Origin of the sequence: Thermococcus sp. (assembly GCF_027052235.1) — an archaeon.
GTDB lineage: Archaea > Methanobacteriota_B > Thermococci > Thermococcales > Thermococcaceae > Thermococcus.
The window spans coordinates 113,200-137,342 of sequence record NZ_JALUFF010000027.1 but is presented as its reverse complement, the minus strand read 5'-3'; the positions used below and the strand labels follow the sequence as shown (position 1 = coordinate 137,342).

The window sequence follows — 24,143 nt, the reverse complement described above, 5'->3', positions numbered from 1 at the left end:
TTCAAGCAGGGGCATCTTTTCGCTCCGTTTAGGCTCAGGACTAACCCCCTGGGAATCACTAAAAGCCTCTACACGGGATTTATAAATCTTTCCGACTAGTCGTCAAGGATGTTCAGGACGTCGAGCCTCTCGCACCAGGCCTTCTTTCCGAGCAAATCGCTGACGCTCGGCCTCGTCCTGCCCTTATCTCCCGAGATAAGCTCCTTTATGTAGAGACCGCCGTCGGTGATGAGGCGTAGCTCAAAGTGCCTCTCATCGAGCCATCTAGCCTCGGCTTCGTAAACAATTCTGGTTCTCACTTTGTCAGCCCTCGCTTTTCTCACGCGCCAGGGCGTCCTCTGGTGGATTTCCAAGCCCCTAAGCTTTCTCGCGACTTCCTCTGCCTCCTTAGGTGTTACCCCCTCCTCCACCAGAACTAACGCTAGGTATTCCTTCCGGTGGTTCTTTGTGAGAACTTCCTCAGCTTCCTTCGCCGAGATGAAACGAAGGTTTACAACTTCAACCTTACCGCTCGCGTTTATCTCCTTCGCTACCTCCTCAAGGTTCACCCTTCTCCTCTTTGGCCGCTTTATCTCGACCACAAAGGGCCTTCCATTGCCGAGCATTCTGACATCAACGTCCTCCCTCCCGGCACCCTTGAAGACGCACTTCCCGGCAAAAGCCTTTGAGAAGGCCCGGCAGATTATCGAGGCAACACTCTCATCGAAGTCCGGAAGGGGCGTCTGCGGAATTCCCCGCACGAGCTTTCTGTAACGGCCGTAAACGTAAACCGGGTTTATCTGGAGCTCGATTTTACCGGAGTATGGCTCCACGATGAAGACCACGTCGGGGCTGGCCGATGTTTCCTTACCGGTTTTTCTGCCGAAGGCCTTTCCCAGCTCGCGGTTGAACTCGCGGTTTATCGGCTCGGCGGTCTCGATACCAAATTCCTCCCAGAGCGCCCTTTCCTTTTCCATGATCCCCTCGGGGAAACGCGAGCCTACCCTGAAGGTCTCGAATTCAATGCCCTTTGATGATTCAATCATTCTCTCAACGAGCTCTGGAATCCTTTCAAAAACGTTCCCGCACAGCTCACACCTCTCGGGCCTTTCCAGAGGGGGCAAACCCCTGGAAGACCTCTCCATGTTGAGGACGAAGCGTATGGCCTTTCCCCTTTCCTCGTTCGTCCCCTTTCCGAGCTGGGCAAAAAGCCTCCCTAGGCAGTGGTCGCACAGCCCATGCCTCTCAAGAACCGCTTCCGCCTTCTCAACTATCATCTTCCCACCCTAAACCTTTTTATCGGCCTTCCCTTACTCCGACCGATGATGACTCGAAGGCAGAGGATAATAAGCCTTTTGGAGGAAAGGGACTACTCACCCAGCGAGCTGGCACAGGCACTCGGACTGAGGGGTAAGGGCTCGAAAAAGCTCGTCCTCGATGAGCTTAGGGCCATCCAGAAGACGCTAAAAAGGGAGGGCAAAGTCCTACTGATAAAGCCCGCCGAGTGCAGGAAGTGTGGCTTCCGCTTTAAGCCCGAAATAAAGATACCATCACGCTGTCCGAGATGCAAGAGCGAGTGGATAGAGGAACCGAGGTTTAAGATTGAAAGGAGGGGCTGATATGAGAAAGGTTGAGGAGTTCATGAGGAAACACAACCTTGAGGTTGGGGATTTGGTCAGAATCGTGAAGAGAGAGGGAGATGAGCTTTTGACATTCGAGGGTCTTGTAATGCCGCCCTACGAGCTCTCCCCGGGCGAAACGCTGACCATAAAGCTTGACAACGGCTACAACATCGGAATCCTCATCGATGCCATTGAGAAGGTCGAGGTTCTTGAGAAGGCCGCCGAAAAGCCGAAGATGGCCTTCCAGGAAGTTCTCCCCAAGAGAGAGGGCCTGCCCAACGTTACAATCCTTGGAACCGGCGGAACGATAGCGAGCAGGATAGACTACAAGACCGGCGCAGTTCACCCAGCTTTTACCGCCGAAGAGCTCGCCAAGGCAGTTCCGGAGATATTCGAGATGGCCAACGTGACGCCGAAGCTCATCATGAACATCCTCAGCGAGGACATGAAGCCCGAATACTGGAAAAGGATAGCCCACGAGGTGGCAAGGGCCCTAAACTCCGGTGAGGATGGGGTTGTTATAGCCCATGGAACTGACACGATGGGCTACACTGCCTCTGCCTTGAGCTTCATGCTCAGAAACCTTACCAAGCCGGTCGTTCTGGTTGGAGCGCAGAGGAGCTCAGACAGGCCGAGCAGTGATTCGGCTATGAACCTCACCTGCGCCGTAAAAATGGCCACCAGCGACGTTGCGGAAGTGATGGTGGTTATGCACGGGGAAACGAGCGACACCCACTGTTTAGCGCACCGCGGGACAAAGGTAAGGAAGATGCACACGAGCAGGAGGGACGCCTTCAGGAGCATAAACGACATCCCGATAGCCAAAATCTGGAAGGACAGAATAGAACTCCTCAGGGACGACTACAGGAGGAGGAGTGAAGGCGAGGTAGAGGTTGACGACAGGATGGAGGAGAAGGTCGCGATCCTCAAGGTTTATCCGGGAGTGAGCGACGAGATACTCGACTTTCTGGTTGATAGGGGCTACAAAGGGGTTGTCATTGAGGGAACGGGCCTCGGCCACGTTCCCCAGGATTTCATACCGCACGTCCAGCGTGCCGTTGAGGAAGGTGTAGCGATCTGCGTCACCAGCCAGTGCCTCTACGGCAGGGTGAACCTCAACGTCTACTCAAACGGCAGAAAGCTCCTCAAGGCCGGAGCGATACCCTGCGAGGACATGCTTCCGGAAACAGCTTACGTCAAGCTGATGTGGGTTCTCGGACACACGGACGACCTCGGTGAAGTGAGAAAGATGATGCTGACCAGCTACGCCGGTGAGATAACACCCTACACGAGGTTTGACACCTTCCTGAGGTGATGGAGATGACCGAAAAGTTCGATTACGAAAAGCTCGGCCTCAAGGTCGGCCTTGAGATTCACAGACAGCTCGATACCAAAAAGCTGTTCTCATCAGTCCCGAGCGAGCTGACCGAGAGGGTTGACTTCACCTTTGAGCGACGCCTGAGGCCGACGATGAGCGAGATGGGCGAAATAGATCCAGCCGCTCTGGAAGAGTTCAAGAAGGGGAGGAAGTACATCTACGAGGGCAACTACGAGCTGACGGATCTGGTTTACATGGACGAGGAACCGCCGAGGGGGCCCGATAAGGAAGCCCTGGAGGTTTCGCTCCAGATAGCCTACCTCCTCAACGCCAAGCCGGTCGATGAGGTTCACTTCATGCGTAAAATAGTCATAGACGGCTCCAATGTTTCAGGCTTTCAGAGAACGGCCATAATAGCGATGAACGGAAAGGTTGACACACCCTGGGGAAGCGTGGGCATTCCGACGATATGCCTTGAGGAGGACGCGTGTAGAATCGTTGAGCGGAAGGAGAAGGAGGTAATATACCGTATCGACAGGCTCGGCATTCCTCTGGTGGAGATAAGCACTACCCCGGACATACACCACCCGGAGCAGGCGAAAGTCGTTGCGAAGTACATAGGCGATGCTTTAAGGGCAACCAGAAAGGTGAAGCGCGGATTAGGAACCATAAGGCAGGATTTGAACGTCTCAATAAGGGGCGGTGCGAGGATAGAGATAAAGGGCGTCCAGGAGCTCGACATGATTCCCCTCATCATCGAGCGTGAGGTTGAAAGGCAGGTTAACCTCCTCAAAATCCGCGACGAGCTGAGGGAGAGGGGAGTTAAGCCCGAGGACATCAAAGAGGAGTTCCACGACGTTACCGAGGTTTTCCAGAACACGGAGTCGAAGATAATAGCGAGGGCCATCAGGAAGGGCGGTAAAGTCCTCGCCGTTAAGCTTCCGGGCTTTAGGGGTCTCATAGGCAGGGAGATACAGCCGGGCAGGCGTTTAGGCACGGAAATGGCGGACAGGACCAAGAAGTATGTAAAGGGGATCTTCCACATTGACGAATTACCGAACTATGGAATTACAGAAAAAGAGGTTAATGCGGTTATAGAAAAGCTCGGCCTCGGTGAGAAAGACGCCTTCGTTCTCGTCGCGGCCGAGGAAGAAACGGCCAGGAAAGCTTTAGCCGAGGTCGTTAAGAGGGCTAGGGAAGCGATAGAAGGCGTCCCCGAGGAGACGAGGAGGGCCTTACCCGATGGCAACACCCAGTACATGCGCCCGCTCCCGGGCAAGGCGAGGATGTATCCAGAGACTGACATTCCGCCCATCTTCCTGCCAGAGGAGTACAAAGAGAGTATAAAGGCGAACCTTCCGGAGTTGCCTCAGGAGAGAGTTGAGCGCTACGTTAAGGAGTACAGGATCGACAGGAGCTTGGCGGAGACTCTCGTCAACGACGAGCGCGACGAACTCTTTGAGGAGCTGGTAAAGAAGGGGGTTAAACCATCTCTGGCCGCTTCAATTCTGGTGGTTGTCCTCAAGGGCCTCAAGAAGGAGGTTCCTATAGAGAATATCACCGAGGAGCACATCAGGGGGGCCTTTGAACTGTACATTGAGGGCAAGATCGCCAAGGAGGCCTTCGAGGAGATTTTCAAGGAGCTGGCGAAAAACCCCGAGAGGACCGCGAAGCAGGTTGCGGAGGAGAAGGGACTAACTCTTCTCAGCGAAGAGGAGGTTGAGAGAATAATCGATGAGGTCATCAAAGCCAACATCGAGGTCATAAAGGCCAAGGGCATGGGAGCGATGGGCATGATAATGGGAAGGGCAATGGCGAAGCTTCGTGGCAGGGCCGACGGTAAGCTCGTTAGCTCCCTCGTCAGGAAGAAGATTCAAGAGCTGAGCTAAGCTTTTTATCCCTTTTCTCCAAATTCCTCCCATGAGGTACCGGTATCGAGTGCTCTACTACACCTATCTCTCGAATCCGGAGACCGTTTCGAGGCTCAAGGAATCGCTCAGGGGCTACACCCTCCTGCTGAACCCGGACAGGGCTTCCCTTAGGGACGCCCTCTTAATGACCGCCATGACGAGCGATGAGATGATAATCGCGCGGTCTGGAGATACTTTTCTCATAGCGCCCCTTCAGGACGTTCCTCCGGGCTGGACTTCCGGCGAGGAGTTTCTAGTAAGCAGGGAGCGGGGGCTTGAAAAGGTCGCCGAGGAAATAGCGGGCAGAGAAAAGGGCAGAATGGCCTTGAAGGGCGCCCTGATAGTTGGCCTCATACTCCTGCTCTCATACTTCGGCTACCGCTATCACGCCCTTGAAGCCCTGAACAACCTTCTCCTCCTCATTGGGCTCGTCCTGAGCCTCCTCGGAGGCCTTTTGAGGGGTTATAAGAGGATAAGGGTCAGAGCATCGGCTCCTCGTCACCGCTCGGAGTGAGGGAAAAACTCATCATCCCCCTAGAAGTTGAGGTCAAGGCTTTTAAACATAAACTCGAAGGATACCTCATGAGAAAGGAAATCCGGAGCATCCAGAGAGGGGTAAAGCGGAGTGGCTTTCACGTGGACTATGCGCGAGCGACCTGCCAGATGCTCTCCGACTGCTCAAGAAGGATTGAGGAGGCACTCCGCTCGGCAGGGGTCCCCTACACCCGGCTCGTGGACCCAGACTGCTACTCCCTCACAAGCTTGGCCGGGGACGTGTGGGGCACCGACCTCATGGTTCTTGAGCTAAAGGGGGAACTCAACAGGACGTTTTACATCGTAAGGGGCCCCTTCGATGCCGGAGACATCAAGAGGGAGTTCACCATAGGGTTCAGGGTCAAAAAGCCGGAGGGTCTGAAAGCCCTGCTCTCCTATATCTGCCGGGGAAAGGTTGGAAAGAGACACGCAAAACAGTCGGAGGTAAGCTTCATTCTCAGCTTCATCTCCGGAACACTTACTTCATCGGTTTTAGAGGATCTCAACCCATTTCTTCAGGTCATCATCGGCGTTCTCGTGACGACGCTGATTTTCATAATCCTGGAATACCCCTTATCCCTCCTGTGGCTCAAAGGGGTCAGCCTTGAGAAGAGAAAAGGAAAAGTCCACGTTATGGTTGTGAAAATAGGCAAAAAATCCTAACGCCCGAGCTCCTTGTGAGCCTTCGCGAGGTGCTTGGCAGCTATCGCCGCGAGGAGGGAGAGTTCTCCTGCCAAAACTGCACCGGCAACTATCTCTGCGAATTTCTTGGCGTTCGTTCCCGCTGGCTCTCCTCCACCTGCAACTCCCATAATGCTCAGAGCTTCCCTCTGCGTGGGAACCCTCGTTCCGCCACCGACGGTTCCTATCTCAAGGCTCGGCATGGTGATGCTTATGTAGAGGTCTCCCTCGGGGGTTACCTCCGCCAGAGTTATTCCGTGGGAGCCTTCGGTTATCTGGGCCTCATCCTGGCCCGTCGCTAAAAATATCGCCCCAACTATGTTGCCGAAGTGGGCGTTGAAACCGTAGGAACCAGCCTGAGCCGAGCCGACAAGGTTTTTGCGGTAGTTGACCTCGGCAATCAGTTCAGGAGTCGTCTTGAGCTTCTTCTCCACTATCTCCCTAGGAATTACCGCCTCGGCTATTACAGTCTTGCCCCTTCCGAGAATGAAGTTGGTCGCGTTCGGTTTCTTGTCAACGCAGAGGTTGCCCGAGAGTGCTAAATACTTAACGTCGGGGAAGTGCTCCTCGATGACCTTCATTATCTCCTCGCTGGAGATGGTTACCATGTTCATGCCCATTGCATCGCCGGTCTCGAACTCAAAGCGGAGGTAGAGGTTGTTGCCGACTATGAAGGGCTTGACGTCCCTCAGCTTTCCGTGCCTCGTGACCTTGCTAACTGCCTTCTCTTGAAGGTAGTCGAGGTTGTTCTTAACCCACTCGGCCACTTCCCTCGCCCTCCTCGCATCGGGGCACTTTAGGAGCGGTGCCCTCGTCATCTTGTCGTCTATCAGAGTTGTCTTGACGCCACCGGCCTCGGTTAGGGCAGAGCAACCGCGGTTGACGGACGCAACCAAAGCGCCTTCAGTTGTTGCAAGAGGGATGTAGAATTCTCCCTTCGCGTACTCGCCGTTTATCTTGAGGGGCCCTGCAACTCCCATCGGTATCTGGACGACGCCTATCATGTTCTCGATGTTTCTCCCTATGAGCTGGTTCGGGTCAATGGAGTAGTGGCCTATGTTGTCGAGCTTTACTCCAAGTTTTTTCTCAAGGGCCTTCCGCCTTATTTCAGTGGCGAGCCGCTTGTCCCCGTTTGTGTACTTCTCAACCTGATGGAGCTTTATTTCACCGTTGGCTACCTTTTCCACGAGCTCCTCAAGTTCCATTTCGACACCCCCGGCTCAGCCAAATATCCATTCCTCAAGAACTTCACCAACCTCTCTAAAGGCAACCGCGGCATCGCTGTTCGGCAGGTACCTGACTATTGGGACACCGACGTTTATCGACTCGGGAACATTGTAATCAAAGGGTACCCAACCGAGAACAGGGACGTTGAGGTCTTCCTCAATGGCCTCTATTATCTTATCAACGACGTCCGCGCTCTCCCTGACCTTGTTGAGGACTACTCCGATGTTGAGGTTGTACCTTTCACCCAGGGCCTTGAGCTTCTCGATTTCGTTTTTTACCATCGTTTCGAAGGAATAGATTGGCGAGCGCTCTATTTCCACAACGATGAGCTGGTAGTTTGCAACCTGAAAGGTTGGGAGGGTGTCGAAGGGGACTCCAGTTGGCGAGTCAACGAAGACCACTCCAAACTTGTACTTGACCTTCTCCAAGATGTCAACGAGCCTCTTGGGTGATATACCGAGGACGTCCTGCAGCTGAGTACTGCCAGGCATTACGTAAACTCCGGTTTCCTTGTGCTTGTATATGGCCCACTCGGGGTCTATATCTGGGTTCTTGAGAAGGGTGTGGACGGTGTATTTGACCGTGTCAAGGGCAAAGTGAAAACCGAGGTTGGGGAGGTAGAGATCACCGTCAACGGCTAGAACCCGATACTCCCTCATGGCAAGATACGTGCTGAGGTTGGCCGTCGTGGTGGTCTTACCGGCACCACCCCGTCCAGTAACGACTATCACTGCCATTTCATACCCCTCTACCGTTTTGATTGGTGATTGGGGATATAAGGTTTCCGATTGAAACGCCCAAGGATAGGGCATCGATTGGACAGGAATGACCAGAGAACACCATACCTGTCGGCATGAACACAAAAGGTTTATATCACTCCCGTTCAGATAACGGTTGTAAGGTTAAGGAGATGATCCCCATGGCTGAGAAGATGCAGGCCATTATGAAGACAAAGCCGGCTTACGGTGCTGAACTTGTCGAGGTTGACGTTCCAAAGCCCGGCCCGGGCGAGGTTCTTATAAAGGTTCTGGCAACGAGCATCTGTGGCACTGACCTGCACATCTACGAGTGGAACGAGTGGGCCCAGAGCAGGATTAAACCACCTCAGATAATGGGCCATGAGGTTGCCGGAGAGGTCGTAGAGGTCGGTCCCGGCGTTGATACACTGGAAGTCGGCGACTACATAAGCGTTGAAACCCACATCGTCTGCGGCAAGTGCTACGCCTGCAGGCACAACCGCTACCACGTCTGCCAGAACACGAAGATATTCGGCGTCGACATGGACGGTGTCTTCGCCCACTACGCCATCGTTCCGGCCAAAAACGCCTGGAAGAACCCGAAGGACATGAAACCCGAATACGCAACCCTGCAAGAGCCCCTTGGAAACGCCGTGGATACCGTTTTAGCCGGCCCAATAGCTGGCAGGAGCACTCTCATAACCGGAGCCGGCCCGCTTGGACTCCTCGGGATAGCGGTCGCAAAGGCGAGCGGTGCTTATCCGGTCATCGTAAGCGAACCGAGTGAGTTCAGGAGGAAGCTGGCCAAAAAAGTAGGTGCCGACTACGTGGTTAACCCCTTCGAAGAGGACCCCGTTAAGTTCGTGATGGACGTAACCGATGGAGCTGGCGTTGAGGTCTTCCTTGAGTTCAGCGGTGCACCGAAAGCCCTTGAGCAGGGCCTCAGGGCGGTAACCCCGGGTGGAAGGGTTTCCCTTCTCGGCCTCTTCCCGAGGGAGGTGACGATAGACTTCAACAACCTCATCATCTTCAAGGCCCTCGAAGTCCATGGGATAACCGGAAGGCACCTCTGGGAGACGTGGTACACCGTCTCAAGCCTCATCCAGAGCGGGAAGCTCAACCTCGACCCGATAATCACCCACAAGTACAAGGGCTTTGAGGAGTTCGAGGAGGCATTTGAGCTCATGCGCGCGGGCAAGACCGGAAAGGTCGTCTTCTTCCCGCACAAGGGTTGAAGGTTTCTCTATTCTCTCCTCGCAACCTTTTTTTAGTGGGAAGTACGAATAAGCTAAGCGGTGAGAAGATGACCGAGAGCGTTCACGTACTTATCAGTCGCATTGAGAGGATAGAGAAAGAACTCGAAGAGTTAAAACAAGAACTCCTCAAACTCAAAGCGGAAAAAGAGGAAGCCGAAATCATCCCAGAACAGGAGTATCAGGAACTGAAAAAAGGGCTGAACGCCTTAAAAATAACCCCGCGGAAGGACTGAACGCTGACGACGCCATCCAAGAACTTTTGAGTTAGGTGAAAAAGAGTGTATAATGTCATCGTGGATAAGAGCGTCATCAAAAAGGCCAAGAAATACCTCAAGCCAGCCCACAGACAAAAACTGGCTGAATTCCTTGAGACTCTGAAAACAGATCCTTACCCAGAGCCCCCATATGATTTAAAACCCGTAAGAGGGGAGAGAACAGAACAAACCAACACTTACCGCCTTAGAATTGGCGACTACAGGCTCTTTTACACCGTATATTGGGATGAAAAAAATCATCATCGCAACTGATCTGAAACCGCGGGAGACCACGTACAAGAGATAAACAGCGTCCGGTGGAATCTCATGGTCTTCTCATTACCGCAATTCTCTTAAGTTCTCCCGCACACCCACACCGGGAGGTGGCACTATGGAGCTTAGCTACCAAGAAAAGCTCACGCTCATAAAACTTGGAGAGCTCAAGAAGGCTAAATTCGAAGAGCTGGTGGAGAAGACGGGCCTTGAGCAGGTAGCGGTTATGAGGGCAGTTCTTGGCCTTCAGGCGAAGGGTTTATCCAAGCTCCACGAGAGGAGCGAGAAGGTCGTCAAGCTCACCGAGACCGGAAAGGAATATGCTAAAATCGGTCTTCCCGAGCGGAGGGCCCTGAAGGTTCTGAGGGAAAAGGGCAGAGCTACGCTCGACGACCTCAGGGAGGTTCTCAGCGAGGAGGAACTAAAGCCCATCGTCGGCCTTCTTCGGAAAGAAGGCTGGGCGAGCGTTAGGAAAGAGGACGGAAAGCTCGTTCTGGAGGTTACCGAGAAGGGGCTCAAAGCTGAGGAGAGGCCCATTGATAGGGCACTGAAACTTCTGGCAGAGAAGGGAAGCCTTCCCGCGAAGGAGATAGAAAAGCTCGTCCCGCTCAAGGAGCTCAAGAGGAGGAAGATTGGAGAGGAGGAAACCGTAACCGAGAGAACCGTGGAGATAACTCCAGCTGGAGAGGAGCTGGTAAGGAAGGGCATCGAGCTGAAGAGGGAAGTTTCCGTTCTAACGCCCGAACTCATAAAGTCTGGAAAATGGCGCGAGGTTGAGTTCAGGAAGTTTGACATCAAGGCCCCGGTGAGGAGGATTTATCCGGGCAAGAAGCAACCCTACAGAGCTTTCCTCGACAAGATAAGGAGAAGGCTCATCGAGATGGGCTTCATCGAGATGACCGTCGAGAGCCTCATAGAGACCCAGTTCTGGAACTTCGACGCTCTCTTCCAGCCGCAAAATCACCCCGCCCGCGAGTGGACAGACACTTACCAGCTCAAGTACCCGAAGAGCGGTTACCTGCCGGAGGAAGAGCTCGTTGAGAGGGTTAAGAGGGCCCACGAGGAAGGCCTAGCTGGCTCACGCGGCTGGGGCTACGTCTGGTCGCCGGAGAGGGCGATGCTCCTGATGCCGAGGGCTCACGGAACTGCCTTAAGCGGGAGACAGCTGGCTAAAGGCGTTGAAATACCGGGTAAGTACTTCACGATTCAGCGCGTCTTCCGCCCGGACGTCCTCGACAGGACTCACCTCATAGAGTTCAACCAGGTGGACGGCTTCGTCGTTGGTGAAGACCTAAACTTCAGGCACCTCCTTGGAATCCTTAAGCGCTTCGCGGTTGAAATTGCTGGAGCGAAGAAGGTCAAGTTCCTGCCCGATTACTATCCGTTCACTGAGCCGAGCGTCCAGATGAGCGCCTACCATCCAGAGCTCGGCTGGGTCGAGTTCGGTGGAGCCGGAATATTCCGCGAGGAGATGACCAAGGCTTTGGGCATAGACACTCCGGTCATAGCGTGGGGAATAGGGATAGACAGATTGGCCATGTTCAAGCTCGGCATTGACGACATCCGCTACCTCTTCAGCTACGATTTGAGGTGGCTCAGGGAAGCGAAGCTGGTGTGGTGACTGGCCGTGAAAGTCGAATATCGCCATGGCGTTGATGTCCTCTACGTCAAGGTCTCCGACAAAAAGCCGGTGGATGCTGATATGAGGGGAGATGTTGTGATAGACCTCGATGAGGAAGGAAACGTTGTGGGCTTCGAGATATGGCGCGCGAGAGAGCTAATCCTGCCAGAGTTTATGAAGTTCATCGAGAGGGTAAAGACGAAAGGAAAAGTTGAAAGCAAGGGGTGATACTCATGCCGAAGTTCGACGTTTCGAAGTCCGACCTTGAGAGGCTCATTGGAAAGAGCTTCACCGTTGAGGAGTGGGAGGATCTCTTCCTATACGCCAAGTGCGAGCTCGACGACGTCTGGGAGGAGAACGGCGAAATCTACTTCAAGGCAGATTCCAAGGACACCAACAGGCCCGACCTCTGGAGTGCAGAGGGAATAGCGAGGCAGATTAAGTGGGCCTTAGGAATTGAGAAGGGCCTGCCGAAGTACGAAGTTGAGAAGAGCAACGTTGTAGTTTACGTCGATGAGAAACTGAAAGAGATAAGGCCCTACGGTGTCTACGCTATAGTTGAAGGCCTAAAACTCGATGAGGAAGCGCTAAAACAGATGATAAACCTCCAGGAGAAAGTTGCCCTAACCTTTGGAAGGCGCAGAAGGGAGGTAGCGATTGGGATATTTGACTTCGACAAGGTGAAGCCTCCAATCTATTACAGGGCAGCGGAAAAGGCCGAAAAGTTCGTCCCCCTCGGCTTCACCGAGGAGCTAACGCTTGAGGAAATCCTTGAGAAGCACGAGAAGGGGAAAGAGTACGGGCATCTGATAAAGGATAAGCCCTACTACCCGCTCCTCATTGACAGCGAGGGCAAAGTCCTCTCCATGCCCCCGATAATCAACTCCGAGATAACAGGAAGGGTAACGACCGAAACCAAGAACGTCTTCGTTGACGTGACCGGGTGGGACTTGAGAAAGATCATGCTGGCCTTGAACGTCGTTGTTACTGCTTTAGCTGAACGCGGTGGAAAAATCAGGAGTGTGAAGGTTGTCTATCCCGATTTTGAAATTGAAACACCAGACCTGACGCCAAAGCCCTTTGAGGTCGAGCTGGACTACGTAAGGAAGTTGGCCGGCCTTGAGCTGAGCGACGGGGAAATAAAGGAGCTCCTTGAGAGGATGATGTACGATGTTGAGCTCGAAGGTGGAAGGGCGAAGCTCCTTTATCCGGCCTTCCGCGACGATATAATGCACGCGAGGGACGTTTTAGAGGACGTCCTCATCGCCTACGGCTACAACGAGATCGAGCCGGAAGAGCCAAAGCTTGCCGTTCAGGGCAGGGGGGACAAGTTCACTGACTTCGAGGACGCCGTGAGGGAACTCATGGTGGGCTTTGGCTTGCAGGAGGTCATGACTTTCAACCTTACTAACAGGGAGGCCCAGTACTCGAAGATGAACCTCGAATACGGCAGGGATTACCTCAACAATCCTCCAGCCGAGCTCGTCGAGATAGAGAACCCGATAAGCCCCAAGTGGTCGGCCCTGAGGAACTGGCTTTTGCCGAGCCTGCTCGACTTCCTGAGCCAGAACACCCACGAGGAGTACCCGCAGAAAATCTTTGAGGTCGGGAAGGCGACGCTGATAGATGAGAGCAGAGAAACAAAAACGGTGAGCGAGAGCAAATTAGCGGTGGCCTTGGCGCATCCGCGCGTTACCTTCACCGAGGCCAAGGAAATACTTGACTCGGTAATGAGGCACCTCGGCTTTGAGTACGGGCTTGAAGAGATCGAACACCCGAGCTTCATTCCCGGCAGGGCTGGAAAAATAGTCGTTGGGGGGAAGGCGATAGGGGTTATCGGGGAGGTTCACCCGACAGTTCTTGAGAACTGGGGCCTAGAAATGCCCGTCGCTACCTTTGAGCTCTTCCTGAGGCCCCTCTACACCGAGCCCTACCTATGAGCCCTCCTCCAGGCTTTTCTTTACTATCGTATACATCAGCTCGAAGTTGGCAACGCTGAGCAACACTTCGATATCAAAGGCCTCCTCCATGCTTCCACCTCCCTAAGCCGTTGGAGAGGGCCTTTATTTCCCTTTCTCCTTAAGTTTGGGATATTGTCCGAGATTGTGCTTTATGTATGTAAAGAAAACTGACAGAATGGCAGGGAAACCCATTTATACCGGGCCCCGAAGTCCAGTCCATGAAGCTCGCCCTGAGAGTTGCCTACGATGGAACGGCCTTCTACGGCTTCCAGAGACAGCCCGACGTGAGAACCGTTGAGGGGGAGATAATCAGGGCCCTGAAAAAGCTGGGGGTTATAGAAGACCCCGAAAAAGCGGAGTTTAAAGGTGCCTCCAGAACAGACAGGGGAGTTTCGGCCCTGTTCAACGTCGTCTCCTTCATACCCTCCAAAAGACCTGATCTGGTCAGACCGGAGGTTCTGAACCACCACCTGAGCGACGTCTGGGTCATCGGCGTCGCGGAAGTTCCAGGGGACTTCCACCCGAGGTTCTGGGCGAGGTCGAAGACCTACCGCTACTATCTCGTTGACGAGGGCTTTGACGTTGAGGCCATCAAAAGGTGCTCCCGCCTCTTCGTAGGGAGGCATGACTTCTCGGCCTTCGCAAGGCTCGAACCGGGGAGGGAACCGGTGAGGGAGCTAAAACGGATCGAAATTATCCCGAGACAGGGCTATTTGATAGTTGAGCTCGAAGGGAAGAGCTTCCTGTGGGAGATGGCCCGGAGGATTGTAAACGCCCTGAGACTCTGTGCCCTCGGTCTGCTCGGGGAAGAGGAGATAAGGGAGATGCTCGGGGGGAGTTACAGAAAGAAAGTTCCCCCGGCACAGGCGGAGGGCCTTGTGCTCTGGAGGATAGAATACCCGGGAATAGAGTTCCGGACCGACGAGAAGGGCCTTAGAAAAGCAAGAAGGGATATTTTCGAGCGCTATTCACGAGCCCTTACGAGAGCGGCGCTTTTTGGAGATGCTCTTTTCGAGCTGTAGCTCCATCTCCCTGTCGTAGAACTTTCCGTAGTACTGCTTCAGCGCCTTCTGCCTCTCAAGGAAGTGCGTGAAGAGCAACGGGTCATCGTCCTCAACGTCAACTATGACCGCCTTCATGCCCTTCTTCGGTCTGAGGGCACGGCCTATGGTCTGTATCGTCATTATGTCGCTCTTGCCCCCTCCGGCCAGGATTATCGCCGATATCTCGGGTATGTCAACCCCCTCCTTGAGGAGCGTCGAGATCAGGACGGGAATCTCGCCCCTCTTGTAGGCCTCCAGTATCTCTCTCCTGTTGGGGCTCTTGGAGCTGAGGAACTCGGCCTTTACTCCCCTCTTCTCCAGCATCTCCTTGAGTATCTTGCCGTGCTCGATGCGCTTCACGTCTATTAGAACCCTGTGCCCCTTTCTGGCCAGCTCAACGGCCTTCTCCACAATAGCCCTGTTCCTCTCGTCGTTGTTCATTATCATGTCCTCGTAGAGCTCCTTGTAACGCTCGCTGAACGAGGGCATCGATGACTCGTACTTTATGACCTCAAAGCGGGGTCTTGCCAAAAAGCTCTCCCTGATGAGGTCCTCGGCCTTAACCTCGTAGATTATCGGCCCGACAACGGCCTCTATCTTGAGCTCTTCCCCACGTATCCTCCTCCACGGGGTCGCCGAGAGCCCGAAGCGGTAAACCTGCGGAAGGCTTAACCCAAGCTTGTAGAACTTTTCAGCGGCGGAAGTTCTGTGGCACTCATCGAACATGACAATCGCGTAGTCCCTCTGGAGCTTGTCCGCTCCCCTCGACAGGAGGGTCTGAATCATGGCCACAGTAACATTTTCCTCCTCCCAGCGGTTGTCCCCGACGATGCCAGCTTTCACGCCGAGTATCTCCTCGACTCGTTCGGCCCACTGATAGAGGAGCTCCTTGGTGTGGACTACGATTAGAGCGGAGAGATCCAGCTCGTGTATTATCCTCAGGCCCACAACGGTCTTTCCGCTCCCCACGGGAAGGGCCAGAACACCCATTCTCGCTTTCAGGGCCTTCTTAACGGCCCTCTCCTGATAACGGCGGAGGACGAAGTTCTCGTTCCACGTGGAGTTCAGCTTTGCTCCCCTCACTTTTCTCTCGTCTATGACCCTAACACGGTAGCCTTTGCTGTTGAGGAACTTCTTCACCCTGGGCAGGAGGCCCACCGGAAAGGTCTTCTCGTAGGGATCGTAGAGGCTCTCTGGCTTCTCCCACTTCCCGTAGTCCTTCTTGTAGGTGAGCAAGTCGTAGACGAGGAAGTAGACCTTGGGCTCTGCCTTCTCAATTTTGACCAGTGCGGAGCCGTCGGGTATCCTGAGGGTCACCATGGGCATAGCCAATCAAATCGGGTCTAGAAAAAGGCTTTATAGACCTTTTGGAAGAACCCCCAGAGGTGGTGACATGCTGAGGGAAATACTCGAGGGGTTTGAAGATGTCGTTGTAATCGAGGGGCCCGTGAAAAAGGAACTTGAGGTCACGCGCTACCTCCTGAAGTACAGGGACAGGCCGGTTCTCTTCAAGGACGTTGAGGGCTGGCAGGTTGCTGGCAATATCTGGAGCACCCGCGAGAGGATAGCCACATACCTCGGACTCAGCCGGGATGAGCTACTCCACTTCATAAGCGACGCGATGGAAAACCCTTCTCCGTATAGAACCGTTGAAAAGGCCCCATTCCTTAAGAACTCGACGGAGGACTTTTCGCTCAGGGAACTGCCCGTCCCGAAATACTATCCGAACTGCGGTGGCCAGTACTTCACCTCGGCAATGGTGATAGCCAAGGATAAGGATTTCGTGAACGTCTCCTTCCACAGGATAATGGTTCGCGACGAGAAGACCGGGGCGATAAGGCTCGTGCCGAGGCACCTCTACGCGATGTGGAAGGAGAAAGCTGAAAGGGAAGAAGAGCTCGACGTGAGAATCGTCGTTGGCAACCCCGTTCATCTCCTCTTGGCTGGAGCAACGAGCGTCGCCTATGGAATCAGCGAGCTTGAGATAGCCAGCAGGATGAGCGAGAAGGCCTTTGGAAGGCCCCTTGAGGTGGTCAATCTTGGAGGCATTCCCGTCCCAGTGGAGAGCGAGTTCGTCTTCGAGGCGAAGATAACGCCCGAGCTCGTTGACGAGGGTCCCTTCGTAGACATAACCGGCACTTACGACCATGTGAGAAAACAGCCCTTGGTGGTCTTTGAGAGGATGTACCACGTCGATGAGCCAATCTTCCACGCCCTCCTCCCCGGGGGCTACGAGCACTTCATGCTCATGGGCCTTCCCAAGGAGCCCCAGATATACGCGAGCGTCAAGCGCGTCGTCCCCAAAGTCCACGGGGTAAGGCTAACCGAGGGAGGGGCCATGTGGCTCCACGCGGTGGTTTCGATAACCAAACAGCACGATGGAGATGGCAAAAACGCAATCTTAGCTGCCTTTGCGGGCCATCCCAGTTTAAAGCACGTTGTTGTGGTTGACGAAGACATCAACATATATGACGACCGCGAAGTGGAGTGGGCTATAGCAACTCGCTTTCAGGCGGACAGAGACCTCGTCATAGTGCCCAAAGCCAGGGGTAGCTCCCTCGACCCCTCGGCTGAGAAAAGCTTAACGACCAAGTGGGGGATTGACGCAACCAAACCGCTCGAAAGAAAGAGGGACTTCGAGAGGGCTAGGGTTTAGCCGTTCCGCCTACTCTAACCTTTGTTTCAAGTACATCGAGTAGCCCAACCCTCTCGTAGAGATACCACAGGACAAGAAAACCCAAGGCCGTGGAGAGATAGGGATCAACAAGGTAGAGCGGACTCAGAGCTATAAAGACAACGTAGCCAAGCAGGAACGCCAAGAGTGAGTAGGTCACCCTCTCTTTTCCCAGCTTGTAGGTCGCGTAAAGGCCGGCGATGAGTATTGGTATCTCCCAGGGGACGAGTATGAACTTGCCCCACAGGTGCCATCCCGTTCTGGGGAAACCATACCAGACACCGTCAGGGAAGAAGGGTATTCCACCAGTAAGCAAGTCAGTGAGGAGATGAAACCCATTCCCGATGATTCCCAGCGGGCCGAGGGGTATCATGTAGAGAAACGAGACGAAGCCATGATTGAAGAAAGTCCTGGTAAAGTCCCCCTCCATGAGTAGCATCTGAATGAAGCTGTAATCCGGTGCCGAGTTTGCAATTACGAACAGACCGATGAGCTTTTTGTTCCATCCCCTCCAGAGTCCCACGAAGTAGGCGAGGAAGATGTGCATTGGAAGTAGCATCCACCAAAACACCTGTAGTATCTTCGAGAGTTGAACTTAAAAAGTTTGTTAAACAAAATTGAGAAGTTAAACAAAATACCTAACAATCTTGAGGTCAACTAGCCGATAAACCCTGCTCTTAGATTTCCACGAGCTCAAGGACGAGGTCGGCCTTTTTGCAGTTCTTCCTTAACCTCTCAAGGACTTCCCCCTTACCGCCGAGAACCGGCCAGAGGATTGAGTCGATGTGCAGGGGTGGAATGCCCGTTTCGAGGGCTATCCTCCTCCAGAAGCCCACAGGCGGCTCGCTGGTGAAGCGCCTCGTATAGGCGTTTATCCTGACGTCATCGGGGATGTCTATCTCCATCGGATAGGGAACGAACTCCCCGAAGGCTATCCTGCCGGCGTATCCGAACATCTTAACTGCGAAGACTATCGTTTTGGCGCTCTTCTTTGAGCCGAGAACCGAGGCGAGTTCATCCCTCAGCCCCACCATGTCCTCGAAGTAGAACCGCCTGAGGTCGTCCATCCCCAGGGAGTTGAGGAAGGGCTCAAGCCTTTCGAGGCGCCTCAGCTTCCCCGCTACGAGCCTCCTGTTGGTTCTCGAAGAGGGAAGAAACCGGGCGTAGGCCTCGGCGATTCCCTCTATCCGGGGTTCGGATGAGAAATGCCTTGAGAACTCCCACCACCAGTCCTCGCCCTTACCGGTCAGCTGGTAGCTAACGAGCGCGTTTGCAATGACGAGCTTCATAAAGAGTTCGTCGTTTTTCAGGTTCTCCCTAAGGCGGGCGAGCGCCTCGAACTGCAGGTCAACCCTCTCCTCAATCGTCCTAGCACACTCAAGACCGAGCTCCCTCAGTATCTCAACCAGCCTGGAGACCCTCTCCTTATCCTCTCTGTATTTCACCTTCACGAACCTCTCAAGGGTCATCCCGCCACGCTCCTCAGTATTTTCTGGATGAAGGCGTTCTCCTCAACTATTTCAGCACCGCTGTTCCTCGGAAGGCCGAGCTCGACCTTCGCCCTCAGCCCAAGTTCCTTCAGATACTCGTGGAGCTCAAGGGAAAGCCTCTGGAACTCGGACTTCAGGATGAGGCCGTAGACTGTCGGCCCCCAGCTGCTCTGGCCGGCACCGTAGGTCTTCCTCTGGAGGAAGTCCAGGATGAGCCTCACGTCCTCCCTGAACTCTCCTCCCTGGAAATCCTTAAAGTGCATCCCGACGAGCCTCTGTACAGCCGAAAGGTGCTCCCCAAAGGCCCTGATGTTGCCCTCCTTTAGTGCAGGCAAGAGCCCTAGGAGGATGCGGTGGCTTATTTCTCTGGCCACTTCAACGCTCCCGAAGGCTGAATCCATAACGGGTTTTTCCTCCTCTTCATCGGGCCCGGGTTTGACCTCCGGGATAACGAGGAGAAAGGCCCAGTCAGGGGGAACCTCTTCCCTCAGGATAAGGGGAGGAATCCCGTCCTTAACTCCGCCGTCGAGGACGAAGCCCCCGTGGGCGAAGGAGTATATGCCCGCCCCGCTGTTTTTACCTCTCCCAAGGGCCCGGGCGATGTCCGTGAGGGAAACCCTGAGGCCATTCATCCTCGCCACACCAGTCCCAACCGCCAGGCTGAGCTGGGTCGTCGAGCCAAGGCCGACGTGTCTCGGTATGGCCTTCCTGACCTCAACGTAGTAGTTCATCCCAGTATCAAAGGCGGAGTTCATTTTGCGCAGGACCTCTGCTATGGTTTTCCTGTCCTCGCCTTCAGCAACTATCTCGGTTCTCTCGTAGGGCAGAATTCTCAGCTCGTAGCCCCCTTCGAGGGCAACCCCGAGGCTTCCGAAGCGCCTCCCAAGGCTTCCGGTGGGGTCTATAAGCCCGAGGTGGAGCCTTCTGGGTGTTCTGACTATCATCCTCTCACCCGGTGAAGTTGAGGGATGGGGCTTTTAACGGTTTAGCGGAACTCCCTATGGTGGTGGCATGAGGTTCGCGGGTGTCAGTCTTAAGGAGCCTGCGGTCATGGGTGTGATAAACGTCTCCCCCGAGAGCTTTTACAAGGGGAGCGTCCGGAAGGATGAGAGAGCCCTCGCCGAAACGGCCGTCAGGATGGTCGAGGAGGGGGCGTCGTTCATAGACATAGGGGCAAAGTCAACCGCACCCTACCTCGAAACAAGGATACCGCTTGAGGAGGAAATCAGGAGGGCAGTATGGGCCGTCGGGGTCGTGAAGGACGTCGTTGACGTTCCGATAAGCATAGACACCGCCAGCGCCAGGGTTGCGGAGGAGGCCCTGAAAGCCGGGGCGGAGATAATAAACGACGTAACCGGCTTTAAAGGCGACCCTGAGATGCCGAAGGTGGCCTCGGAGTACGGAGCGCCGGCGGTTCTCTGCGCCCACGGGAAGGTCAGGAACTTTTCGGACCCCGTGAGGAGGGTCGTTGAACTCCTAGAGGAGAGCCTGACTATAGCAAATGAGCATGGCGTTAAAGAGGTCGCAGTTGACCCGGCTATAGGTTTCCTCCGTCCAGAGTGGCCCCCTTGGTATGAGTGGGACTCAAGGGTAATAGCCAACCTCAACGTCCTCAAGCTCTTCGGGAAGCCGATACTCATCGGTGTCTCAAGGAAGTCGTTCATAGGTGCGATAACCGGGAGAAAAGACCCGTCTGAGAGGCTCTACGGGAGCATCTCCGCGACTGCAGTTGCCGTTCTAAAGGGAGCCAACATCGTGAGAACCCACGATGTCGGTGAGACGCTGGATGCTATCAGGGTGGCCCGCTTCATCGCCGGGTTCTCCCCCTAGACTTCTCCTTCTTCCACTCATCAACGAGGGTGAGGAGGAGCGAAAGCGAAAGCGGGCCGATTATAACCCCAACGAAGCCAAAGGCTATGTAGCCCCCGAATATACCAACGATGCTCACCAAGGCGTTTACACCCCACTGTCTTCTCCCCAGCTTCTTCACGAGGAAAACATCGGGCATCGGGGAAATCAGGGTCGCACCGTAGAGGGTGAGCGCCAAGGCGGCGCCGAGCCTACCGACAGTGTAGAGGTAGAAAGCTCCCCCAAGCCAAACCATCCAACCCCCCACAAGGGGAAGCAGCTCAAGGATTACGGTGAGTATGCCCGCTGCTATAGCTCCACCGGCGTCGGAGATGCCGTAGATGTAGAAGGCCAGCGCCATCATAATCCCCTTGCCGATGCTCACGAGGAGCCAGCCCCTCAGCATGTAGTGGAGCGTTCTGGCACCGCTCTCCACGAGCTTCTGGGCCAGCTCCCTGTTTGCAGGGGGGAGGAGGGAGTAGAGCTCGTTCTTTATCTCGATTGCGTTGACGAGGACGCCGTAGAAGGCGAACACCATAACGACGACCTGAAGGGCGAGCTTGGGGAGGGAATAGGTGTAGCCGAGGACGTAGGCGTTGAAGCGCTCCGTTATGGCCTGAGAAATCCTCATCGTGAGGTCGTAGGTCGCCGGCGGGAGGTGTATTCCAAGGAGCCAGCTGAAGAAGGTGTCAACGTACTCCGCAAGGGAGAGCTTGATGTCGTTAATCCAGAGGGCGAAGCCAAGGATGAAGAGGAATGAAATAACCGTGAGAACCCCGGTCAGGATAAAAGCCGACCAGCGGTTGCCCACTTTATCCGAGAGGCGTTCGTGGAGGGGATAGAGGATGTAGGCGAGGGTCACGGCTATGATTATCGGCGATATGACGGGTTTCACGGTCTCCCATGTGAGGTAGAGGATTACGAGCGAAATGACGGCCCATACTGCTGTCTCAAGTTTCATCGAGCATCCCCAGGTATTTGAGTATGAGCCCGGCCATCGAGGGCTTGGTGAATGTTATGAGGTAGCCGGCTTCATCGAGGAAGAAGTCCCTTCCGATGGCTATCAATCTCTTCCCGACCTTCCCTATGCGGGCCTTCTCAAGGTCTATCCTCTCCTTAACCCCTTCAGGGGCATCCACGGCCGAGAGGGTCTTTTTGAGCCTCTCGATAATGCTCCTGTTGACGAACTTAACCGGGCTCGGCTCAACATCGCCGGGGAGAATTTCCTTCCCCTCAAGGGGAATCCCCCAGAGCTCCTTGGCGCACTCGAAGGGATAGACGTAGTCCTCCCCATAGTCGGGAAGGTAGAGCTCCCTTATGATGGCGAGGAGAAGCTTCCTGGCATCTTTCCCGTAGAACTCCACGCGAACCTTGAATTTACCGTCCTCAAAGCCGTTCTCAAACACCTCAAGCTTCTCCTCGCAGAGCACGCTCTCACCCCCCTATGTACGGCCCCACGTAGCGCGGGTCGAGGTAGAGGGCCCGGCTACCGTATACGGTGAACCCAGAGGGGCTTTGGAGGTTCTTGTATATAACAACTTTGGCGCCCGTCACGTTCATAAGACCCTCAAGGACCGATATGGCGGTGTCTATTCCACCCGTCTCGTCCACGAGGGTTCCTGTGACGTTCTCCGCGAACCACGTCCTTCCCGTTGCGAAGTCCTTGACGGCGCTCATGTTCATCCCCCTGCCCCCGGAGACGGCCTTAAGGAAGGCTTGGAAGTAGGTGTTCACCATGCCCGATATCATCTCCTTCTCTTCCTCGGTTAGTCCGCGCCACTCAGCGCCCATGTCCTTGTAGGGGCCCGTCTTGAAGACCTCAACCTTTATGCCGTTCATCTCGTAGTTCTTCTCTAAGTTATAGTGGACGTAGATGACCCCTATGCTCCCGACCTCCGCAAGGGGGTCCGCTATTATCTTATCGGCACCGACAGCCACGTAGTAGCCACCCGAGGCCATTATTCCCCCGGAGTACGCGACAACCGGTTTTACCAGCGAAAGCTTCCTGACCTCAGAATATATCTCCATCACCGGCCCGACGCTCCCGCCCGGGCTCTCAATCCACAGCAGAACCCCGCCAACGGAGGAGTTCGAGGCGAGCTCCCTGAGGAGTGGCACGACCTGGAGGGCAGTGTACTCATCTATGATTCCGAAGAGCGGGACGATGGCTATGGTGCCGTTTCCTGTCCGGTTTATGAGGGAACGGAGGAAGCTTATCTGGTCTTCGAGTTCCCTCTCCTGAAAGGTGGCGTTGCACCTGAGGCTGACGTTAAGGGTGTTCTCCTCAACTGGCTTCACCGTGGCGTTCGCCGGAACGATGTAGGGCGATGCCGAGTGATAGATGATTGCTATCGCCACTGTAGAAAGCGCAAGAAGGAGCGCGAGGACTGCCGAGACGTACTTCCAGAGGTTCTCCCTCATTCTCTCACCGCCGGGATTTCCACGTGGAGCTTTTAAACTCTGCCCTCGCTAAGCTTTTATATCCCCGGGGCAACTCCCTTCAAGGTGATGGTATGGAGATAGGGGTTACGATATACCCGCACTTCATCACGAAGGACAAGAGCCTGGCCTCAATCCTCGCGGACGTGAAGATAAAGAACTACGACTTCGTCTCAATATTCCCCCACGCCCTAGGCCTGATAAAGAACGGTGCCGTCGTCGAAAGGAAGCTAAGGTCCGTTGAAACCACGCTGAAGGGCGTTGGCATAGACTACATCGTCAGAATGCCGATATCGGTGAACCTTCGCGACCACATCTACTACAGCAGGCACTTCCGAGTTGCGAAGGCGGTTGCGGACGTTGCGATAAAGCTCGGGGCAAAGGTAATCGTCATGCAGAGCGGAAAAACAGGGAGGCTTGACCTTGAGATTGAGGCGATACAGCAGCTAGCCGACATGGTCGGGCCCTTCGGCATAAAGATAGCCCTTGAGAACACCTTCAGCGTTAAGGACACGCTCTACGTCGTTGACAACGTTGACAGGGAAAACGTTGGCTTCGCCCTTGACGTTGCCCACGCCTTCCTGAGCGCACAGGGCAACGACGAGAAGCTCCTTGAGGACGTCAAACTCGGAACCGAGAAGACAGTCATACTCATGATTCACGACAACTTCGGAAAGCTCTTCCCGCAGGTTGAGCCAGAGGACGCTTTGGCTTACGGCGTCGGCGACCTCCACCTCCTGCCCGGCGAAGGGAGCATACCCTTCGGAAAGGTTCTCAGGCTCTTCGGCGACGTCCCTCTCCTCCTGAAGGTTAAGGACCCCGAGAAATTCGCCAAGATACCCAACAAGCAGGGATTGATAGAGTTGCTCACGAGCCTTTGAGCCCGAGTCTCTTCCCTATTTCCCCGTAGAGAACCGCAAGGGCTTTACCTATCGCCTCTTTCTTTCTCGTGAAGTGGGTAACGTCCTCGCTCAGGCTCTCGCGGATTATCTCAACGGCTTCCTCAATCGTTATCAGGCCTTCAAGCCAGGCATAGGCAAAAATCGCCTCGGCAACGTCTCCTCTGGCATGCTTGTCGCTTCTCGGTGGCGCGAGCTTTCTAAGGCCTGACATCTCAAGGGCCATGCTGAGGGATGCGTTTGGAACCCTCTCCCCTGTTGGCCTCCCGAGGTATTCGCTCAGGGCTAGGGAAAAGACGAAGTTGAGGAGGGAATCACCGAACTTTGCAAGTCCCCTGTCGGTGAATTTTCTCGGATAGGAAAAAGAGACCAAGGGA

26 protein-coding genes are annotated in these 24,143 nt (G+C 54.6%); 15 read left to right on the top strand and 11 right to left on the bottom strand.

The genetic code is table 11. The features are described 5' to 3' along the window. Nucleotides 1–95: 95 nt before the first annotated feature. Nucleotides 96–1,256 (bottom strand): tRNA pseudouridine(54/55) synthase Pus10, encoded by a 1,161-nt coding sequence (locus MVC73_RS03215; protein WP_297506791.1) that lies wholly within the window; start codon nt 1,254–1,256, stop codon nt 96–98. Nucleotides 1,257–1,301: 45 nt separating this feature from the next. Between MVC73_RS03215 and MVC73_RS03210 the strand changes: the two genes are divergently transcribed. The 5 genes from MVC73_RS03210 (at nt 1,302) to MVC73_RS03190 (ending at nt 6,026) form a co-directional block, all read left to right on the top strand. After that, nucleotides 1,302–1,598 (top strand): transcriptional regulator, encoded by a 297-nt coding sequence (locus tag MVC73_RS03210; RefSeq protein ID WP_297506789.1) that lies wholly within the window; start codon nt 1,302–1,304, stop codon nt 1,596–1,598. Nucleotide 1,599: 1 nt separating this feature from the next. Further along, nucleotides 1,600–2,916 carry a Glu-tRNA(Gln) amidotransferase subunit GatD gene (gatD, locus tag MVC73_RS03205; protein ID WP_297506787.1) on the top strand — a complete coding sequence of 439 codons (1,317 nt, stop codon included), beginning with the start codon at nt 1,600–1,602 and terminating at the stop codon, nt 2,914–2,916. Between the two features lie 5 nt (nt 2,917–2,921). After that, nucleotides 2,922–4,808 carry a Glu-tRNA(Gln) amidotransferase subunit GatE gene (gatE, locus tag MVC73_RS03200; RefSeq protein WP_297506902.1) on the top strand — a complete coding sequence of 629 codons (1,887 nt, stop codon included), beginning with the start codon at nt 2,922–2,924 and terminating at the stop codon, nt 4,806–4,808. A gap of 31 nt (nt 4,809–4,839) precedes the next feature. Beyond that, complete coding sequence (locus tag MVC73_RS03195; protein WP_297506785.1) at nt 4,840–5,343, top strand: hypothetical protein; 504 nt, start codon at nt 4,840–4,842, stop codon at nt 5,341–5,343. A gap of 68 nt (nt 5,344–5,411) precedes the next feature. Continuing rightward, a complete protein-coding gene (locus tag MVC73_RS03190) occupies nt 5,412–6,026 on the top strand; it encodes a hypothetical protein (protein WP_297506783.1) in 615 nt (204 codons plus the stop codon). Here MVC73_RS03190 and hmgA read toward each other — a convergent pair. Together hmgA and MVC73_RS03180 are read right to left on the bottom strand one after the other, a co-directional pair. Then, nucleotides 6,023–7,249 (bottom strand): hydroxymethylglutaryl-CoA reductase (NADPH), encoded by a 1,227-nt coding sequence (hmgA, locus tag MVC73_RS03185; protein ID WP_297506781.1) that lies wholly within the window; start codon nt 7,247–7,249, stop codon nt 6,023–6,025. The genes MVC73_RS03190 and hmgA overlap by 4 nt on opposite strands. Before the next feature lie 15 nt (nt 7,250–7,264). Then, nucleotides 7,265–8,008, bottom strand: coding sequence for a MinD/ParA family protein (locus MVC73_RS03180; protein ID WP_297506779.1), 744 nt, complete (start codon nt 8,006–8,008; stop codon nt 7,265–7,267). Nucleotides 8,009–8,190: 182 nt separating this feature from the next. On the opposite strand from MVC73_RS03180, the gene tdh reads away from it, so the two are divergent. The 7 genes from tdh to truA all read left to right on the top strand — a co-directional run bounded on the left by tdh (nt 8,191) and on the right by truA (nt 14,395). Then, nucleotides 8,191–9,243 (top strand): L-threonine 3-dehydrogenase, encoded by a 1,053-nt coding sequence (gene tdh, locus MVC73_RS03175; RefSeq protein ID WP_297506777.1) that lies wholly within the window; start codon nt 8,191–8,193, stop codon nt 9,241–9,243. A gap of 68 nt (nt 9,244–9,311) precedes the next feature. Further along, nucleotides 9,312–9,497, top strand: coding sequence for a hypothetical protein (locus MVC73_RS03170; RefSeq protein WP_297506776.1), 186 nt, complete (start codon nt 9,312–9,314; stop codon nt 9,495–9,497). A 45-nt stretch (nt 9,498–9,542) separates the two neighbouring features. Continuing rightward, nucleotides 9,543–9,791: a type II toxin-antitoxin system RelE/ParE family toxin gene (locus MVC73_RS03165; RefSeq protein ID WP_297506774.1), complete on the top strand. Its 249-nt coding sequence runs from the start codon at nt 9,543–9,545 to the stop codon at nt 9,789–9,791. A 118-nt stretch (nt 9,792–9,909) separates the two neighbouring features. Continuing rightward, the gene (locus MVC73_RS03160; protein ID WP_297506771.1) at nt 9,910–11,412 is read left to right on the top strand and encodes a phenylalanine--tRNA ligase subunit alpha; all 1,503 of its coding nucleotides are present in this window, start codon (nt 9,910–9,912) and stop codon (nt 11,410–11,412) included. Between the two features lie 6 nt (nt 11,413–11,418). Beyond that, nucleotides 11,419–11,640 (top strand): DUF2283 domain-containing protein, encoded by a 222-nt coding sequence (locus MVC73_RS03155; protein ID WP_297506769.1) that lies wholly within the window; start codon nt 11,419–11,421, stop codon nt 11,638–11,640. Nucleotides 11,641–11,645: 5 nt separating this feature from the next. Next, entirely contained in the window at nt 11,646–13,352 is a 1,707-nt protein-coding gene (gene pheT / locus MVC73_RS03150) for a phenylalanine--tRNA ligase subunit beta (RefSeq protein ID WP_297506767.1), read from the top strand. Nucleotides 13,353–13,591: 239 nt separating this feature from the next. After that, complete coding sequence (gene truA, locus MVC73_RS03145) at nt 13,592–14,395, top strand: tRNA pseudouridine(38-40) synthase TruA (RefSeq protein WP_297506765.1); 804 nt, start codon at nt 13,592–13,594, stop codon at nt 14,393–14,395. Here truA and MVC73_RS03140 read toward each other — a convergent pair. Continuing rightward, nucleotides 14,342–15,736: a DEAD/DEAH box helicase gene (locus MVC73_RS03140; RefSeq protein ID WP_297506900.1), complete on the bottom strand. Its 1,395-nt coding sequence runs from the start codon at nt 15,734–15,736 to the stop codon at nt 14,342–14,344. The genes truA and MVC73_RS03140 overlap by 54 nt on opposite strands. Before the next feature lie 73 nt (nt 15,737–15,809). Between MVC73_RS03140 and MVC73_RS03135 the strand changes: the two genes are divergently transcribed. Beyond that, on the top strand, nt 15,810–17,072 hold the full coding sequence (locus MVC73_RS03135; RefSeq protein ID WP_297506763.1) for a UbiD family decarboxylase: 1,263 nt from the start codon (nt 15,810–15,812) through the stop codon (nt 17,070–17,072). Here the strand turns inward: MVC73_RS03135 and MVC73_RS03130 are convergent. The 3 genes from MVC73_RS03130 to MVC73_RS03120 form a co-directional block, all read right to left on the bottom strand. Next, a complete protein-coding gene (locus MVC73_RS03130; RefSeq protein ID WP_297506761.1) occupies nt 17,062–17,661 on the bottom strand; it encodes a hypothetical protein in 600 nt (199 codons plus the stop codon). The genes MVC73_RS03135 and MVC73_RS03130 overlap by 11 nt on opposite strands. Before the next feature lie 106 nt (nt 17,662–17,767). Then, complete coding sequence (locus tag MVC73_RS03125; RefSeq protein ID WP_297506759.1) at nt 17,768–18,559, bottom strand: N-glycosylase/DNA lyase; 792 nt, start codon at nt 18,557–18,559, stop codon at nt 17,768–17,770. Next, nucleotides 18,556–19,524: a beta-ribofuranosylaminobenzene 5'-phosphate synthase family protein gene (locus MVC73_RS03120; RefSeq protein ID WP_297506757.1), complete on the bottom strand. Its 969-nt coding sequence runs from the start codon at nt 19,522–19,524 to the stop codon at nt 18,556–18,558. Before MVC73_RS03120 ends, MVC73_RS03125 begins: the two co-directional genes overlap by 4 nt. Before the next feature lie 67 nt (nt 19,525–19,591). On the opposite strand from MVC73_RS03120, the gene folP reads away from it, so the two are divergent. Then, complete coding sequence (gene folP, locus MVC73_RS03115; RefSeq protein WP_297506755.1) at nt 19,592–20,410, top strand: dihydropteroate synthase; 819 nt, start codon at nt 19,592–19,594, stop codon at nt 20,408–20,410. On the opposite strand, the gene MVC73_RS03110 is transcribed toward folP, so the two are convergent. Genes MVC73_RS03110 through sppA form a run of 3 tightly spaced genes read right to left on the bottom strand, consistent with a single transcriptional unit; the run spans nt 20,388 to nt 22,849 of the window. Beyond that, the gene (locus tag MVC73_RS03110) at nt 20,388–21,389 is read right to left on the bottom strand and encodes an AI-2E family transporter (protein WP_297506753.1); all 1,002 of its coding nucleotides are present in this window, start codon (nt 21,387–21,389) and stop codon (nt 20,388–20,390) included. The two genes, folP and MVC73_RS03110, sit on opposite strands and share 23 nt — an antisense overlap. Continuing rightward, nucleotides 21,379–21,858: a PH1570 family protein gene (locus tag MVC73_RS03105; protein ID WP_297506751.1), complete on the bottom strand. Its 480-nt coding sequence runs from the start codon at nt 21,856–21,858 to the stop codon at nt 21,379–21,381. The genes MVC73_RS03110 and MVC73_RS03105 overlap by 11 nt, the downstream gene beginning before the upstream one ends. Before the next feature lie 4 nt (nt 21,859–21,862). Then, nucleotides 21,863–22,849, bottom strand: coding sequence for a signal peptide peptidase SppA (gene sppA, locus MVC73_RS03100; protein ID WP_297506749.1), 987 nt, complete (start codon nt 22,847–22,849; stop codon nt 21,863–21,865). 92 nt (nt 22,850–22,941) lie between these two features. Here sppA and MVC73_RS03095 point away from each other — a divergent pair, with 92 nt between their 5' ends. Next, nucleotides 22,942–23,748: a sugar phosphate isomerase/epimerase gene (locus MVC73_RS03095; protein WP_297506747.1), complete on the top strand. Its 807-nt coding sequence runs from the start codon at nt 22,942–22,944 to the stop codon at nt 23,746–23,748. Here the strand turns inward: MVC73_RS03095 and MVC73_RS03090 are convergent. Continuing rightward, the gene (locus MVC73_RS03090) at nt 23,735–24,139 is read right to left on the bottom strand and encodes a ribonuclease III family protein (RefSeq protein ID WP_297506745.1); all 405 of its coding nucleotides are present in this window, start codon (nt 24,137–24,139) and stop codon (nt 23,735–23,737) included. The genes MVC73_RS03095 and MVC73_RS03090 overlap by 14 nt on opposite strands. Nucleotides 24,140–24,143: the final 4 nt, after the last annotated feature.